Genomic DNA, 16,493 nt, shown 5'->3' with positions numbered 1-16,493 from the left:
CCTTTCGAATCTAATTATGATTTATAGAAGGTGGTGAAGGGGATGAATAAATGGGTTTGGTCACAAAAGAAGAAAAAACAGATTCATTTTTCTCAACAACAAACGACTATGGTATCAAGTGAAGAGTTCTTTTCATCGAGCCTGAATTCTAATCTCGAACAATTACAAATGATTTTAGGGAATAATCCTGATTTCGCCATTCGGAAATTTTATATTGATGTTTTTAACGTCAATGCTGCCATTGTATTTATTAAAGGGCTTGTTGATAAAGAGCAAATATATGAGCAAATTTTAAAATCCATCATGTTAGATCTTGATAAGCATGGGAACAATGATAATAAAGAATGGAATAGCGGTTCCATAATAAATGAAATAAATAAACATGTCGTTACCTTAACCGATGTCAAGGAAGTTAAAGAAATTGAAGATGGCCTTATGGACATTTTAAGTGGAGATACAGCTTTATTCATTGACGGGTGTGATACTGCTCTTCTGTTGGGAACGAAACAGTGGCCTTCAAGACAAATAGAAGAACCCATTACTGAAGCTACGGTCAGGGGTTCTAGAGAAGGATTTGTAGAGAATTTTCTTGTAAACATATCTTTAATTAGAAGGCGAATTAAAGATGCGAATTTAATGTTTGAGAAATATACCATTGGAAGAAGGAGTAAAACAACGGTTATTCTTACATATATGAAAGATATTACTAATGAAACGCTGATCAAAGAGGTAAAAAAACGCTTAGATCAAATAGACATTGATCAAGTTCCTGAATCAGGAATCATTGAGCAGTTAATTGAAGATGATATCTATTCACCATTTCCACAGATTTTGACAACTGAACGGCCAGATAAAGTGGCGACTAGTCTATTAGAAGGACGCATAGCGATTGTAATAGATGGAACTCCGTTTGTTCTGCTACTCCCAATAACCATTAAATCCATTCTTCAGGGACCTGAAGACTACTATGAAAGATGGTTCGTGGGAACACTCCTGAGATTAATGAGATTTGGCGCAGTGATCGTTTCATTGTTTGCTCCTTCTTTATATGTGGCCCTTGTATCTTATCATCCCGGTCTTATTCCAACCGACTTGGTGATCTCCATTGCAGGAAGCCGTGAAGGGGTCCCGTTTCCGTCCATTGCGGAAGCTTTAATGATGGAAGTGACAATTGAAATCCTACGCGAAGCAGGGGTAAGATTGCCAAAACCAATTGGGCAAACCGTAGGAATTGTTGGTGGACTGGTCATCGGTGAGGCAGCTGTATCAGCAGGTTTAGTAAGTCCAATGATGGTTATTGTTGTAGCTCTTACAGCTGTCTCTTCCTTCGCATTGCCACAATATGGAGTTGGGATTGCAATCCGAATACTACGATTTGGTATGATGTTAACTGCTGCCATACTTGGATTGTACGGCATTATCATGTTTGCCATGGTCATATCTATCCATCTCGTGAAATTAAAAAGCTTTGGTGTGGATTACACCTCTCCTCTCGTTCCATATTCATTCAGCGATTGGAAAGATGCGATCGTTCGTTTTCCAACAAAGTCTTTAACCCAAAGACCGGATATGTTTAAACCAAAAGACTCCAAACGCATGGACTAACCGTTTTAATAGTTGGAGGTGAGTTGAATGATTCCGAATTCACAAAACAAGATCACAAATGTTCAAGCTTCGGTTGCAGTGTTTATGATGATCATGGGTGTAGGAATCATATCACTCCCAAGGGTAAGTGCAGAAGCTGTTAAAACACCCGATATTTGGTTAAGTGTGATCTTGTCAGGATGCATTGCAATGATTTTTGCATTTTTCGTCGTCAGTCTCAGCAGGAAGTTCCCAAGGCAAACGTTTTACCAATATAGCCGTCATATCACTGGAAAGCCAATTGGCTTCCTGCTTAACTTGACCATCGCAAGTTATTTCATAACATTATCTGGATATGAAGTGCGTGCAATGGCAGAGGTTATTCGTGGTTATTTATTGGACCAAACACCGATTGAAGTGACAATGTCCATCTTTATCAGTGTAGGTGTGTATTTAGTGGTTGGAGGGATAAAGCCGATTGTTAAACTCTTTGAACTTTATTTTCCAATCATTCTTGTTTTTTTTCTATTTATGTTTATCTTAAGTTTTACCAACTTTGAAGTAGATAATGTCAGACCTGTCTTAGGTGACGGGATAAGGCCTATCATTCAAGGAATTAAACCGACAGCACTTTCGTATTTCGGTTTTGAAATCATGTTTATTTTAACAGCCTATATGGACAAGCCACAAAAGGCCCTCTACACAACATTAATGGGTATTGGATTAACCATGGTCATCTATTTGATCATGTTGGTCCTGGTTATCGGGGCACTAACTGTAGAAGAGGTGCGGCTCCTTACCTTCCCTACAATGGAACTGGTAAAATCGATTGAACTTAAAGGGTTTTTCCTGGAAAGGTTTGAAACATTCTTTATTATTATGTGGGTGATCACTACCTTCACAACTTTCACTATTTCTTTGTACATTGCCTCTTTAGGTTGGCAACAAACCTTTAATAAGAAGAGTTCAATCATTACGTATGTCTTAATACCTGTCATTTATTTAGCAGCGATGTATCCACAGGATATTAATAGCGTATTTAAATATGGTGATTATGTTGGTTACTTTGGAATTTTAGTCAGCGGGATCTTCCCACTATCCTTATGGTTCATAACATTAGTGAAGAAGAAAAGTAGAAAAGCAAATTCCGAGGAATCTTAATAAAGATGACTTTCTCATTATCCTGATTGATTTATTACCAGATGAAAAAAGGAGGGTGCGACATGATAAGAGTAAAAAAAGGTTTATTGGTTTCTTGTTGTTGCCTCTCTCTTCTGTTCACGACAGGGTGTTGGGATCGTGTTGAAATTGAAGATACCGGGCTGGTAATTGGTGTAGCCCTTGATAACATGGAAGATGAACGTCACACACCCCAATTCACATTACAGTATGTTGTACCCAGCGTGTTGGCTGGTGAAAAGGGTGGTGGCCAGGAATTGCCATTCCATAACGTTTCGATCCAGGAATCTTCTTTGTTTGAAGGTGGTAGAACACATTCGACAGTCACAAGCCGCAGTCCTAATTATGCCCATTTGAAAGTCTTGGTTATCAGTAAAAAATTTGCTCGATCCATTAATTTGCTTCAATTATTGAACTTTTTTTTTCGCGATCATGAAATAAGAAGGACCGTCCATGTATTAATCTCCGAAGAAGATGCAAGTGAAATCTTAGATATTAAGGGAGGGATCGAACCTATCCCTGCCTTAACTTTGTATTCTATTTCAGAACATATGGAAACAAAAACAGGAAAAATGCCTCCTGTCTCGACCTTGGGGGATTTCTCTGAAAAAATGTCTTCGAATTCCAGTGTTATGATACAAAAAGTAAAAGCAATTAATGGAGGAGTTCAAGTAATCGGTACAGCTATTATTAAAGGTCACACCCATAAAATGATAGGAGAGTTAAATGATGAGGAAACCTTTGGAATAAATCTCGTGACTGGAGAAGCGAAAGCGGGTGCTATTACAGGGAAAGATGATAGAACAGATCAAATCATTACTTATGAAATTGACAACCTGAGGAGCAGAATTGTTCCAAAGGTGAAAGGTGAAGAAATTTCATTTAATGTAAACATCGACACGGAAGGACGATTATCAGAAGATTGGATTGAAAGCAGCGATGCATTTGATGAAAAGTTTATTCAAAAAGCAGAAGAACAAATAAAAAAAGAAATCAAACGGATGATAGAATCCGGATTAATGAAAACGCAACAAGACTTGAGGGTTGATGTCGCCGGCTTCGGAGATAGTTTACGTATCCATCACCCGAAAATGTGGAAGAAAATAAAAGAAGACTGGGAAGAACGGTTTGTTGATACAGAAATCGATACTAAAGTGAATGTACATATTCGACAGTTTCAAACACAGGGTAGAAAGATTAATAAACAAGAATAAACTCATTTTTTTATTATAGTAATGAACCAGAAAGACTTCATATTTAGGGACATTTCATTTCATGAAAGGAGGGAAGTAGGGGACCATGGTTACTGAAATTCTTTTAGCCATTCTCATTCTATCGAATGTCATCTTTTTTATTATCCTCTTGAATTGGAAAAGGCTTGTTTCGATCATATATCACATGATGATGAAAAGAATTTTATCCGATGCCTATGACGAAAATGTAGCAGAGTTATTTCCAGGAACGAAGCGATTTGGACTATTGACCATCATTGAAAATAGCTTGCGTGCTGAAGGAGGAAACGTCCTTCATCGGCCAATGGGATCTCCACGCAATTGGCCGAACTTTGAAACGATTACATTTATCCCTGCACAGACTTTTCCATTTCCTACAAGTAATGAAACTGATATCGATGTCTCAATTACTATCGGGCCAAAAGCTAAGAAACCACTTCATTTAAAAATTCCCTTGCTTATTAGTGGGATGGGGTATGGAGTTGGATTAAGTGAAAAATCAAAAATAGCATTGGCACAAGCGGCTACAAAAGCAGGCACGGCTATTAATTCAGGTGAAGGAGGAATTTTGCCGGAGGAAGTAGAAGCAGCTGAAAACTTCATTCTTCAGTTTTCAAAAACATCTTGGGGAAAAGATGAGTATGAAATTAGTAAAGCAAAGATGATTGAAATCAAGCTGGGCCAAGGTGCCCTTGGTGGTATGGGAGCAAGGATCCCACCTGAAAAGCTTAAAGGAAGAGCAAGAGAGATTATGAATATAAAAGACGGAGAAGATGCGATCATCCATGAGCATTTCTTCGAAAATCAAACCTTAGAGGATTTTAAGGAGTTGGTAGAAGATCTGCGGAAATTTTCAAAAGGGGTCCCAATAGGGGTCAAAATAGGGGCAGGTGGGAAATTAGAGGAAGACCTCAATCGAATAATTGAATTGGACATTGACTTTATTGCAGTTGACGGAGGACAAGCATCTACTCACGATTCTCCAACGATCATTCAAGATGATTTTGGAATCCCCACTTTACATGCCGTCGTTCGTGCATCCAATTATTTAAAAGCTAGAGGAGTGAAAGAGAAAATAAGTTTGATTGTATCGGGAGGTTTGACGACTCCTGGTGATTTCTTAAAAGTGATTGCAATGGGTGCAGATGCGGTTTATTTAGGATCATCCATGCTATATGCGATTTCTCATAGTCAACTAAACAAATCCATGCCTTGGGAGCCGCCAACACAGCTTGTGTGGTATGGAGGTAAATATGAAGATCGTTTCGACGTTGAGAAGGGGGCAGAAGCAGGGCATAAATTCTTAACAGCATGTACAGAAGAAATGAAAGTGGCACTGAGAGCGATGGGGAAAACATCTTTAAAACAATTATCTTCAACTGACATCGTTTCTTATGATGAAAAAACAGCAAAATATTTAGGTATTCCCTATTCATTTAATACCTATAATGATTAGGGAATAGCATCACAAAGTGGGATGAAGTGAATATCTATAGTTTTTCTATGTTCCAAAATAGGGCATCCATCCTTTTAACATAGTGAAGCTTAGTAGGAGAAACAGGAATATAAACGTCATTGGATATTTGTATCTCCGGGGTATTAAGTTCCGCATATGCAGGCTGAAGAGGCCATTGGTCATGATGAATATTTCCAATGAAAAGGTCATTCTTAATATTACAGCTGAAAAGGCAATAACGTTCTGTTAGAAAGTAGTCAAGTGTGTCTTTCTTAGCGTGAGAAATTACGGATGATGTTGGTTGATATAGAGCTTCGATGTTTTGATCATTCATGTTCTTATCCATGCGGCTACTTTTAAAGAATAGTTGATTATTATGATTTTTCTTTATCAGTATATTTTTTGCAAAATAGAAATTGATAGAATACCAACGTTTGACGACGTTACAGACGAATCGATTCCCTGCATCACAGCTGATGAAATATACACCTGGTTTACCTTTATAGGTTACATACGTTCTAATGTTCATTTCAGCAAATGATGGTATCAGAGTAAACATTCGAAAGTTTTTAAAAGATATATTTTCGATGGTAAATAGTACAAGGCTTACCCAAGCTACTTCTGTATAAGTATCTATGGATAATGATCTTGGGACAACTTCTTTTAATGAGTTTATTGATACTGGAAAATGAACAAACAAAAGATTCGACCATGTTTGTTGCATGATCCATTTTTTTTCAGGTGGTGGGAATGGGCGATGTATTGTATGACCCAATGATTGCATAATATCCATCCTTACTTGTTATAAGATTCGATTATATAACATGAGCATTGTGTAAAATATTCATTTGGATTTCGAACTACTTTATGTTTATTAAATTTTGCAGATTCCTGGTGATTTATTCTATTTGAATACAAAGCAGTAGAAATATAAATAAATATAACGAAGAAGGATTTTATATGAATACCTTTTATTAAGTTAAATCATTAACAAAAAGCAACCGGTTATGCTTGCTGTACATGGTTATTTCTGTTTTTCGTTAATTGAATGGTTGTTGTCTTTTTCAATTGATTCTGTCAGCTTTTTTTCTTTAAAACCATGGAGATTTTCTTCTGTTCGTGTATTCCATATACTATATTTAAATGATGTAAAATCTTTGCGATGACTTGACATTTTTTATCCACCTCCATTTACTATTGTCTCAAAAAAGGAATGAAACTATACCAAGAGAGGTGTTGTAAATATATTTGATTTATATATCAGTAACAGAAATATGTAGAGTCAAGATGTAAGGTTATAAAGGTTTGAAATTAGGAAAAGGTTCCTTTGACTCGTTAAGCGTGGATAGGTTGGTAAGTTCAGCAACTGAACCGATTTTATCCCAAATGGACATCACATTTTTTGATTGATGTGCCATTTCTATTGCCTCATTAGATTTCCACTCAGCAATTTCAATAATGGTCCCATCTTCCGCTTGAAGCGTTAATAATTCACGATTTGTAATCAATCCTTCTTCTCGAAGAGTAGGGATATGCACTTTAAGAATTTCCTTTAATTCTCTTTCTTTTCCTGGTTTGGGACGATAAAGTGCCATAAAAACAGATGATGACATCATTCCACCTCCTTTTGGGTAATATGATACCATTTAATGGAGAAATAACAAACAGAATATAAATGGGCAATCGGAAATGCACAGATTATTAACAGTTAAGGAATGCAAGCAATATATTACCATAACCTGACCTCCCCCTTTTTTGTTACACTTTAAAGGGTTTCAATACGGAGGTTAGTGTTTATGATTAAAAAAGTTCAGATTCTAATTATGATTGCGACCATCTTTGCTATCGGTTTTACTGCAGGGACATTTTTCACAAAAAATAGTGTTCACCAGGTGTCCACAAAACTAGCAAAGACAGCAGAACAATCTACTAAAAATCCAGTTCTAAAAAGTTCACCTAAAACGATATCGGATGCACCTTCTAAGGTGTTGATTGGTTACGTGCAGGATTATCGTGACCCATCCGCTATTGATTATTCGAATTTAACACATGTAATATTTTCGTTCGCACACCCTGAAAAAGATGGACGCCTTACTTTTAATGGTGATACTGCTATGAATAATCTGCGCCGTACGGTTTCTAACGCACATAAACATGATGCAAAAGCAATCCTGGCAGTAGGCGGATGGTTCCATATAAAAGGCGGGGAATCCTATGACTACTTTAAATCGGCGATAGCAAGCCCTTCTTCTAGGGAAAAGTTGGCGAATGAACTTGTTGGCACCGCTAACAGGGAAAATCTAGATGGCATCGATATTGATATTGAGCATCCTCGTTCAAAGAAGGATGCTCAATATCTTGCCGCTTTCATCAATGATCTAAGTAAAAAGCTCCATGCTGTGAATAAGGAGCTGTCGGTTGCTGTCCATGCAAAGATTCATAGTGTTACTGGCACTGAGACTGACTTTGTAAATTACGATGCTTCCATGTTTCAGCATGTTGATTATGTAAACATCATGGCATACGACGGACAGTGGGATGGTGGCTATAATGCGGCCAATATGGCACCTTATCCTTTTACTGAGAAAATCGTAAACTATTGGGGGAGCCTATTTGATTCACATAGCATTCCAAGGAATAAGCTGGTTCTAGGAGTTCCTTTCTATGGACAGCCTGAAGACCCCTCAATTAAGCCAGTATCATATGAAGCTATTATTAACCATAATCCGGAAATTGACGACAAGGACATTATCAGCATGAACGGCACAACTTACTACTATAATGGTGAAGCAACCATGCAAAAGAAAACAAGCCTGGCATTATACAACGGATTTGGAGGAATGATGATCTGGGAGGTAGGACTGGATGCAAAAGGGTCATACAGTCTTACAGGAGCAATCTCTAAGGTTATTAAAAACTCCCAAACAAACCCCGTTAAGTATTATTCGGTAAAACATACTGAATAAATATCCTGCTTAAAAATAAAGAGCATGGTAAACAACATACTCTCATATTCTATAAAAACCTCTTTTTCAGAATAAGTCTATACTGAATCTGGGGTTTTTTAAGTGGGGAAAAGGAGTAAGTTGAATCTGAATTTATGTAAAATATAATTCTTCTTTCTTCAATTTTATATGGGTTGTTTGAAAAAGTAATGGAATAGAGAATAAAAAAAGAGCCCATCCCAACCAGGGTGGGTCCAGCATTACAGATTGATTAATTAGTAATCGTGTTTGCATCGATGACAATTACACTTATGGTGATGTTTCTTTTTATGGCAGCCACAATGGTGTTCATGCTTCTTAAAGCATCCGCAATCACGATGATGGTGATCTTTTTTATGACAGTCACAATCATGTTTATCCTCTATTTTAAAACATTTTATTTCTTTTTCATCGAATTCTCTTCTTCTTGGCTTGTCGCAAACATCATGGTCATCACCGCATGAACAATGGATGAACATCAAGTTGTCCCAAAAACGGCAACAATGAAAATCATCTCTTCTATCTCTTTCACACCGATTGGAAAATGGGAACCACATCATAAATCCCCCTAACTTCTAGAAAGTTGTCTGGGTAAAACCCCGACTTACTATATACTATGCAACTTTGTCCAATACGCTTGGGCAGAGCTCACATTTCCTATGCGTTTTTATCAGAAAAGGCGTAAGCAAATATTCATTTGTTTGATGATGGAAGGGAAAATTAAAAAAAGTAAGCGAATTTGCTGGGTAAATATGGTGAAGAGCCTTAAGAACGGATGACTGTAGATAGTGCCTTTGAATGGTATAAATAGAAGTGGCACCTTTTGATGGAAAAAGATTATCTTTTCTGTGAGACTCCTTTTTTTAGGATGAACAAAGGACATAGAAGGTTCATCTTCAAATGGAATATTATGCCGTTAAAGGTCAGGATTATGGAAAACTTGAATCTCGAGATACAGGGTCAATTATCCAGTTACTATTAAACGATAATTCAGCAGATTCATAGTGATCGCTGGCTATTTACTTCTATGAAACTAATAGGAGTGCCCACTCTACCATTGACAACCATTCTCATTTAGAATAAGCTATACAAAGATGAGAATGATTCTCAATTTCAAACAAGGTGGGATACATATGATAAAACACTCGTCCAAATGGGGACTATTACTTATCGGTTTATTTTTTACTGTTCTTCTAGCCGCATGCGGCAATTCCGCTTCTTCTGACGATTCATCGGATTCAGGGAAGACATCCGGAAACTCTACATCAAATGAGTCGAATATTCGTGATGTTGAACATGCGATGGGGACCACAACGATTGAAGGAACGCCAGAAAGAGTGGTGACGCTTTACCAGGGAGCTACAGATGCAGCCACAGTTTTCGATATAGATCCTGAGGGAATTGTGGAATCTTGGGTGGAAAAGCCAATTTACAAATACCTTCTTGATGACCTGGAAGGAACTAAGATTATTGGAGAAGAAACACAGCCGAACTTGGAAGAAATTGCAGCATTGAAACCAGATGTCATTTTCGCCTCAAAAACGCGTCATGAAGAAATTTACGAAAAGCTGAACCAAATTGCGCCGACGATCGCCATTGAAGAACTGTATGATTTTAAAGGTACTGTCGAATTGATGGGAGATGCTCTGAATCAACAAGACAAGTCAGATGAGATCCTTTCAGACTGGAATAACCGTATTGAAGATTTCCAAACGAAAGCAACCGAGAAGTTAGTAGACGAATGGCCGAAGAACGTTTCTCTCATCAACTTTCGCAGTGATCATGCTCGTATATACTTTGACGGTTTCGCCGGTTCCATTCTGAGAGAAGCTGGGTTCACTCGCCCCAAAAATCAACAGGAAGATGTATGGGGAATTAAACTTTCGGATAAAGAAAGCATTACCGAAATGAATGCGGATGTATTCTATATCTTCATGGAAGATGAGCCCACAGTGAAAGAAACTTACGATGAATGGACAATGCACCCTCTATGGCAGAAACTTGATGCGGTGAAAAATGATCAAGTTTACAACGTCGATCAAGTCACTTGGAACATGGCTGGAGGTATTCGTGCTGCCAACCTTATGTTAGATGATTTATATGACCGATTTAATTTAGAAAAATAATGCCAACGATAGGAGAATGTCTCCTATCGTTGTTTCTATGGAGAGAAGTTTTATGAAGATATTCACAATGAAACCATACATAAGATGGACCGTTCTAACTGCTTCACTTCTACTGTTTTTCGGAGCTGTATTAACCAGCCTTGCCCTGGGAAAGACATCGATTCCCTTCTCTACCATTTGGGAATCTTTTGTATACTATGATCCTTCGAGTACGGATCACATCATAGTTCGGACATCTCGATTGACGAGAACCTTGATGGCAATTACCGTCGGTGCAAGCCTATCTATTGCTGGCACCCTTATGCAGGCCTTGACTCGAAATCCGATGGCCGCCCCTGATATCTTTGGGGTTAATGCTGGAGCCCTCTTCTTCATTGTCTTCTCTGCGACATTTTTTTCAGTTCAGTCCTTGACGAGTTACATGTGGATTGGGTTTCTCGGAGCCATGACAGCAGGGGCTTTAGTATACTTACTCGGTTCCATTGGGATGGATGGTCTTTCCCCTATCCGCCTAGTTCTTGCAGGGGCTGCCATCAGTGCATTATTCGTTTCTTTCACTCAAGGAATGCTTGTTCTTGATGAACAACGTATGCAAAGTGTATTGTTCTGGCTAGCCGGATCGGTGGCGGGACGTGATCTAGATATGCTCCTACCTGTGCTTCCCTTTGTTGTCATTGCAACAGCTATAGCTTTCCTTATGGGGAAACCATTAAATATATTGATGTCCGGTGAAGATATCGCAAAAAACCTGGGACAAAACACCCTTTTAGTAAAAATGATGGCAGGAATCATTGTAGTATTTCTTGCAGGGGGGTCTGTAGCAGTTGCTGGATCTGTCGGATTCATAGGGCTTGTCGTGCCGCATATAGCTAAAGGAATAGCCGGCCCAAACTATCAATGGGTGATACCTCTCAGTGGTCTGTTCGGTGCAATTCTATTATTGCTTTCGGACGTTGCCGCAAGATTGATCATTGCACCTCAGGAAATGCCGATAGGAGTTATGACCGCATTGTTCGGAACTCCCTTCTTTATTTACATTGCAAGGAAAGGAGTGAAAAAAAGTGACTGAGTATTTTACATTCAGGAATAAATCTGATTCCATTTCAATGCAATTTCATACACGTTCTCTTGCCACGCTTGTTCTTTTAGCAATGGCGGCGTGTATCGTGTTTGTCATCAGTTTATCTTCCGGTAGCAGCTATATCCCTTTCAGCGCTGTCATTCAGGAAATATTCTCTGAAAGTGACCATGCTTTTGTCTTAAATGAACTGAGGTTACCGCGCGTATGGATGGCTGTCTTTGTCGGTGCCGGACTCGGAGTCTCTGGCTTGATCCTGCAAGGAATGATCCGTAATCCTCTTGGCTCCCCTGATATCGTCGGGGTAACAGGGGGGGCTTCCGTAGGAACTGTCCTTTTTATCGTGTTCTTACTAGGGGAGGTAAGTGTTCATTGGCTTCCACTTGCTTCTATAATAGGGGCCGCTGTCGTCACGGTTTTCATTTATCTCCTTTCTTGGAAGAGTGGTGTGACACCTATGCGTCTCATTTTAGTCGGCATAGGAATCTCTGCATTGACAAATGCCATCGTGACGATGTTCATGGTTTCTAGTGAATCAGCTGTAGCATCCAAGGTCTATTTATGGTTAACCGGTAGCTTGTATGGAGCCAATTGGCAGGAAGTCTGGATTATATCTCCGGTGATTTTGTTATTAATATTGATTTCGTTGTTTTTTACAAGAGTTGTTGATGTCAAGCACCTTGGAGATGATGTCGCTCTTGGAATGGGGGTACGTGTCCAATTTTTCCGTATATTGCTGCTAGCCTTAAGTGTCGGTCTGGCAGGGGCTGCCGTATCCTTTGCAGGCGGAATTGCATTTGTTGGTCTTATTGCACCCCATATAGCTAGACTCTTGCTCCACCGTTCTTTCGGTCTACTTGTGATCGGTTCTGCTTTGATTGGTGCCTTGATTGTCATGGTTTCAGACATTATAGCTCGGACAGCTTTTTTACCGTCGGACATCCCTGCTGGCGTTTTCACCGCAGGGATCGGTGCACCTTTTTTCATTTACTTACTCTATAGAAACCGGGAGGGGATGAAAGAATGATTTTATTGTCTGACATGCTTAACAATAATGAATGTCACACATTTTTACACCATCAACAAAATCGAATTCATGCGCCTAATATGAAGGTAACCGCTTCTATGATCATGAAGCGCTATGCTCAAATCTATCCTCCATATATTTTGAATTCAATGTTATGGGAGGACTCTTGTAAAGTCATTCCGCTCTCAGCCTGTCATTTCAGTGAACAGTTAAACCTTGAAATTGACGGAACTCAAGTCACCTATACGGATTCAAGAGCTACGGCGTGGAAACATTTATTCTGTGATCATTTGACTGAGGTAGTAACGGCTCTACACCGCACCACAAATCTAGCTTCTATCATTTTGTGGGAAAATGTAGCGGTGCGTTTCAACTCATATTTTAGAAAAACTGTGGAAAAGCACCCGGAACTAGAAGACAAGATATTCTATTTAGTCAGCGAACTACATCGTCTGGAGGCCAAGGACTTCAATCAGCCGTCACATCCCATGTCCACCTATTTGACTACCCCAGATACTCTTACTATGACTAAAAAAAGGAGTACGTGTTGTTATTTTCATAAGTTAGAAAAAGATAAAGAAATGAGTCATTGTCTTGTTTGTCCTGTAAAATAATAGTAGGATGTATAAAACCTATGGCTGGATCAATATTAAAAATCTCTCACAATCAAGCTATTAAGAATAAGAAATTAATAATTTTATCAACTAAGAGGATCACCATTTTAAAGTGATTCTCTTTTTTTCTTACTCAAACTTTCTTCAATTAACATGCAGGATTGTAACCGAAGGTATGTAGAATATAGATATTTGTGGGTAAAAACATAAAGGAAGTGCAGATATTGGAAAACACTATATGTTATACAATTGAGCCCCCAGAAAAATTTATGCAATTATTGACCTTATACGAGTCATTAGGATGGAATTCACTTGAATTAACAGTTAATGATTTAAAACAAATGTGTAATCAAAGTTGGTATGCAATATATGCTTTTGATAAACAACAATTAGTGGGTATGGGACGTGTTATATCGGATGGTGTAGTTACTGGAATTATTTGTGGAGTCGGTGTGCTGCCTAAATATCAATCTAAGGGTATCGGCAAAGAAATATTGAATCGAATAATTCAACATTGTGAGCAAAATCGAATTATTCCTCAACTTATGTGTGAAGAAAATTTGGGGTCCTATTATGAATCTTTAGGTTTTAAAAAATTTTCAATTGGAATGTCAAGAAATTTAAAACGATAAATACCTTGAGCTTCACTTATATAGAAGTTGTTACTCTAAATTGCTATTTGACATTTTTAGAATATTATGGAGGTTAATCAAATTATTAAAGATGAAGTTGTTAAACCGTGATAATACAATGGCTTCTACCAAAAAGGTCACTTTATTCTGTAGTTATATAAATAATTATAGGGAAAACATTCCATAATAGAATAAAGTATGTTTTGAGAGGAGATACGTTATGACATCAGATCAGCCTCAGAAAAAAAGAGTGATTATGCTTGTGATTGATTCTTTAATGGACCCGTCAATTCAAGCTGCAATTAAGAGTGGGAAAGCTTCTGCCTTAAACTTTTTTATAAACAATGGTCGATATTTTTCGAATCTGATTAGTCCATTTCCAACGATGTCTGTCAATGTAGACAGTACATTATTAACAGGCGTTTATAGTGATGAACATAAAGTTCCTGGTTTGCTTTGGTACAGTCAACAAGAAAAAAGAATCATTGACTATGGTGGTCATGTTCATGAGCTTTTTAAACTAGGAATTAAGCAAGCGATGGTCGACATTTTTTATGGTTTAAATCATCAACACTTAAGTAAACAGCACAAAACGATTCATGAAATTTTAAAAGAGAAAGGATTGCAAAGTGCATCTATAAATGCACTATTATATAGGGGGGATTACCCTACTCAAATAAAAATTCCGTTTTTAATTTCATTTATAACGGGGTTAAAAAGACAGCTTGATTCGTATGCACCGAACATTTTCTCATATGGTTCAATGCATAAACTTAGCGCGTTAAAAGAGAACTCATTCTTTTGGCAAAGATATGGATTTAACGATAAATTTTCAGCAAATGCATTAAGGTATCTAATAAAACGAAATGAATTACCTGATTTTACGATTGTTTATTTTCCGGATTTAGATCAAAGTGTTCATAAACATGGGAGAACGGATATAAAAGGAATTGAGAAAGTAGATCAGCAACTTTGCAATATTTTAGATGAATACCCTTCCTGGGATGACGCATTAAAGGACACAATTTGGATTGTTCTTGGTGATAATGGACAAGCGTGGATTGATCAAAATCGAAAAGCTGCATTAATTGATCTTAGAAAAGTATTAAACTCATATCAAATTGTGAAATTAAGAAAGGGCGTAACGGAGCATGACGAAATCGTTCTTTGTGTGAATGAAAGAATGTCTTTTATTTATACGCTAAATAATCAAAAAGCTCCTTTAGAGGAAATTGCAAGCATCCTCCAAAAAGATAATCGAATTGATGTAATTGCCATCATAAAAGACAATACCGTAATCGTAACATCCGGTGTACATAGTGGACAGCTTCACTTTCATCCTAATGGAAAACATGTAGATGAGTTTAATCAAACATGGTTTATTGAAGGGAATACTAGCATATTAGATCTTACAATAACAAATAATGCAATCAAATATGGGGACTATCCTGATGCTTTATCAAGGCTTTATTCTTCCTTTTTCTCACATGATGGAGAATACTTAATTGTTTGCGCTAAACCGGGTCATGAATTTAAAGGGGAAGGCTCTCCAACACATATTGGTGGTGCGAGTCACGGTGGATTACATATGCAAGATTCTTACGTATCAATGATTGTGAATGGAACGGAAACAACACCAAGGCATATGCGGATTTTAGAAATGAAAGATTGGATTCTTGAACTGCTTACATCATAGATTTTATTTAATTTTGGTGCCAAGCCCAATTACGAGTTGGGACAGGCACCATTATTTTTTCCTTTTGGAATAATTTTTTTCAATCCATTGAATCATTAATAAGTTTTATAAAAAAGTTTAATCATTGTAAAAACGTTTGATAAAAAATCCTATTGTATGTGAAACTAGACTTTTATATTAGGTAAATTAGCATTCAGTATTATTGTACCCATTGAACAATTTCTTCAATTGTTTGTCTCGTTTTTTCTCGAGGCTGATTTAAGCGATAACCAAAAGCAACCATACAAGCTATACCAAAGTGATCCCTATCCAAGAGACCCTCGTTAACAAGGATATTCTCTGCCTCAACTTTATTGAAACCTTCTATTGGACAGGAATCGATACCGATTAATGCGGCTGAAGTCATCATATTACCTGCTGCAAGATACGTTTGTCTGCATGACCATTCAAACATAGCTCTTTCATTATTAAATATATTAAAATCAGTATGAAGAAATTTCTCATAAGCAGAACTTCTTTGTTTGATAATATTTTCAGATAATTTGTGCGTATGACGCATGATGTCCATTATATAATCTGAGTCAGCAGACATATCATTTTTTGTCCGTGCCAGTATGATGACGAAATGGCTTGCTGTTTTGAGCTGTTTTTGCCCTCCCCAGGTGACCGGACTTAACTTTTCTCGTATATGTGAATTTTGTAACAGGATAAATTTCCATGGTTCGAAACCAAATGAACTCGGAGTTAATCTTGCAGTTTCGAGAATAAAGTCAAAGTCTTCCTTAGCAATCTTTTGGGTAGCTTCAAATTCCTTGCATGCGTGTCTATAGTTAAATGCATTCAATACGACTTCCTTATGCATTTTATCTTCACTCCTTTTGTTCT

At 37.6% G+C, this 16,493-nt stretch carries 16 protein-coding genes; 11 read left to right on the top strand and 5 right to left on the bottom strand.

All coding sequences use genetic code 11. The features are described 5' to 3' along the window. Nucleotides 1-42: 42 nt before the first annotated feature. From F0342_RS11030 to F0342_RS11015, 4 genes are all read left to right on the top strand, one after another. Nucleotides 43-1,605, top strand: a complete 1,563-nt coding sequence (locus tag F0342_RS11030) for a spore germination protein (RefSeq protein WP_149155970.1) — start codon at nt 43-45, stop codon at nt 1,603-1,605. Nucleotides 1,606-1,632: 27 nt separating this feature from the next. Next, entirely contained in the window at nt 1,633-2,745 is a 1,113-nt protein-coding gene (locus tag F0342_RS11025) for a GerAB/ArcD/ProY family transporter (protein WP_149155969.1), read from the top strand. Between the two features lie 62 nt (nt 2,746-2,807). Beyond that, nucleotides 2,808-3,977 carry a Ger(x)C family spore germination protein gene (locus tag F0342_RS11020; RefSeq protein WP_188048498.1) on the top strand — a complete coding sequence of 390 codons (1,170 nt, stop codon included), beginning with the start codon at nt 2,808-2,810 and terminating at the stop codon, nt 3,975-3,977. Nucleotides 3,978-4,062: 85 nt separating this feature from the next. Continuing rightward, nucleotides 4,063-5,451 carry an FMN-binding glutamate synthase family protein gene (locus F0342_RS11015; protein WP_149155967.1) on the top strand — a complete coding sequence of 463 codons (1,389 nt, stop codon included), beginning with the start codon at nt 4,063-4,065 and terminating at the stop codon, nt 5,449-5,451. Between the two features lie 34 nt (nt 5,452-5,485). Here the strand turns inward: F0342_RS11015 and F0342_RS11010 are convergent, their stop codons facing one another. The 3 genes from F0342_RS11010 to F0342_RS11005 form a co-directional block, all read right to left on the bottom strand. Next, nucleotides 5,486-6,244 (bottom strand): YqjF family protein, encoded by a 759-nt coding sequence (locus F0342_RS11010; protein WP_149155966.1) that lies wholly within the window; start codon nt 6,242-6,244, stop codon nt 5,486-5,488. A gap of 231 nt (nt 6,245-6,475) precedes the next feature. Then, the gene (locus F0342_RS24840) at nt 6,476-6,625 is read right to left on the bottom strand and encodes a hypothetical protein (protein WP_188048497.1); all 150 of its coding nucleotides are present in this window, start codon (nt 6,623-6,625) and stop codon (nt 6,476-6,478) included. Nucleotides 6,626-6,746: 121 nt separating this feature from the next. Then, entirely contained in the window at nt 6,747-7,064 is a 318-nt protein-coding gene (locus F0342_RS11005) for an antibiotic biosynthesis monooxygenase family protein (RefSeq protein WP_262481703.1), read from the bottom strand. 183 nt (nt 7,065-7,247) lie between these two features. Here F0342_RS11005 and F0342_RS11000 point away from each other — a divergent pair, with 183 nt between their 5' ends. Then, nucleotides 7,248-8,417 (top strand): glycoside hydrolase family 18 protein, encoded by a 1,170-nt coding sequence (locus F0342_RS11000; protein ID WP_149155964.1) that lies wholly within the window; start codon nt 7,248-7,250, stop codon nt 8,415-8,417. 250 nt (nt 8,418-8,667) lie between these two features. Here F0342_RS11000 and F0342_RS24835 read toward each other — a convergent pair whose 3' ends face one another. Then, nucleotides 8,668-8,808, bottom strand: coding sequence for a hypothetical protein (locus F0342_RS24835; RefSeq protein WP_188048496.1), 141 nt, complete (start codon nt 8,806-8,808; stop codon nt 8,668-8,670). A gap of 760 nt (nt 8,809-9,568) precedes the next feature. Here F0342_RS24835 and F0342_RS10995 point away from each other — a divergent pair. The 6 genes from F0342_RS10995 (at nt 9,569) to F0342_RS10970 (ending at nt 15,608) form a co-directional block, all read left to right on the top strand. Beyond that, on the top strand, nt 9,569-10,561 hold the full coding sequence (locus F0342_RS10995) for an ABC transporter substrate-binding protein (RefSeq protein ID WP_149155963.1): 993 nt from the start codon (nt 9,569-9,571) through the stop codon (nt 10,559-10,561). Between the two features lie 67 nt (nt 10,562-10,628). Beyond that, nucleotides 10,629-11,630 carry a FecCD family ABC transporter permease gene (locus F0342_RS10990; RefSeq protein ID WP_262481702.1) on the top strand — a complete coding sequence of 334 codons (1,002 nt, stop codon included), beginning with the start codon at nt 10,629-10,631 and terminating at the stop codon, nt 11,628-11,630. After that, a complete protein-coding gene (locus F0342_RS10985; RefSeq protein WP_149155961.1) occupies nt 11,623-12,666 on the top strand; it encodes a FecCD family ABC transporter permease in 1,044 nt (347 codons plus the stop codon). The genes F0342_RS10990 and F0342_RS10985 overlap by 8 nt, the downstream gene beginning before the upstream one ends. Then, on the top strand, nt 12,663-13,280 hold the full coding sequence (locus F0342_RS10980) for an IucA/IucC family C-terminal-domain containing protein (RefSeq protein ID WP_149155960.1): 618 nt from the start codon (nt 12,663-12,665) through the stop codon (nt 13,278-13,280). Before F0342_RS10985 ends, F0342_RS10980 begins: the two co-directional genes overlap by 4 nt. A gap of 224 nt (nt 13,281-13,504) precedes the next feature. Beyond that, nucleotides 13,505-13,912: a GNAT family N-acetyltransferase gene (locus F0342_RS10975; RefSeq protein ID WP_149155959.1), complete on the top strand. Its 408-nt coding sequence runs from the start codon at nt 13,505-13,507 to the stop codon at nt 13,910-13,912. Between the two features lie 220 nt (nt 13,913-14,132). After that, the gene (locus F0342_RS10970) at nt 14,133-15,608 is read left to right on the top strand and encodes an alkaline phosphatase family protein (RefSeq protein WP_149155958.1); all 1,476 of its coding nucleotides are present in this window, start codon (nt 14,133-14,135) and stop codon (nt 15,606-15,608) included. A gap of 199 nt (nt 15,609-15,807) precedes the next feature. Here F0342_RS10970 and F0342_RS10965 read toward each other — a convergent pair whose 3' ends face one another. Further along, a complete protein-coding gene (locus F0342_RS10965; protein WP_149155957.1) occupies nt 15,808-16,470 on the bottom strand; it encodes an NAD(P)H-dependent oxidoreductase in 663 nt (220 codons plus the stop codon). Between the last annotated feature and the right edge of the window lie 23 nt (nt 16,471-16,493).

It is taken from the genome of Bacillus sp. CH30_1T, from assembly GCF_008364765.1.
Lineage (GTDB): Bacteria > Bacillota > Bacilli > Bacillales > Bacillaceae_B > Rossellomorea.
Note: the sequence above shows the minus strand (reverse complement) of the source record. Positions and strands in the feature narration are given on the sequence as shown.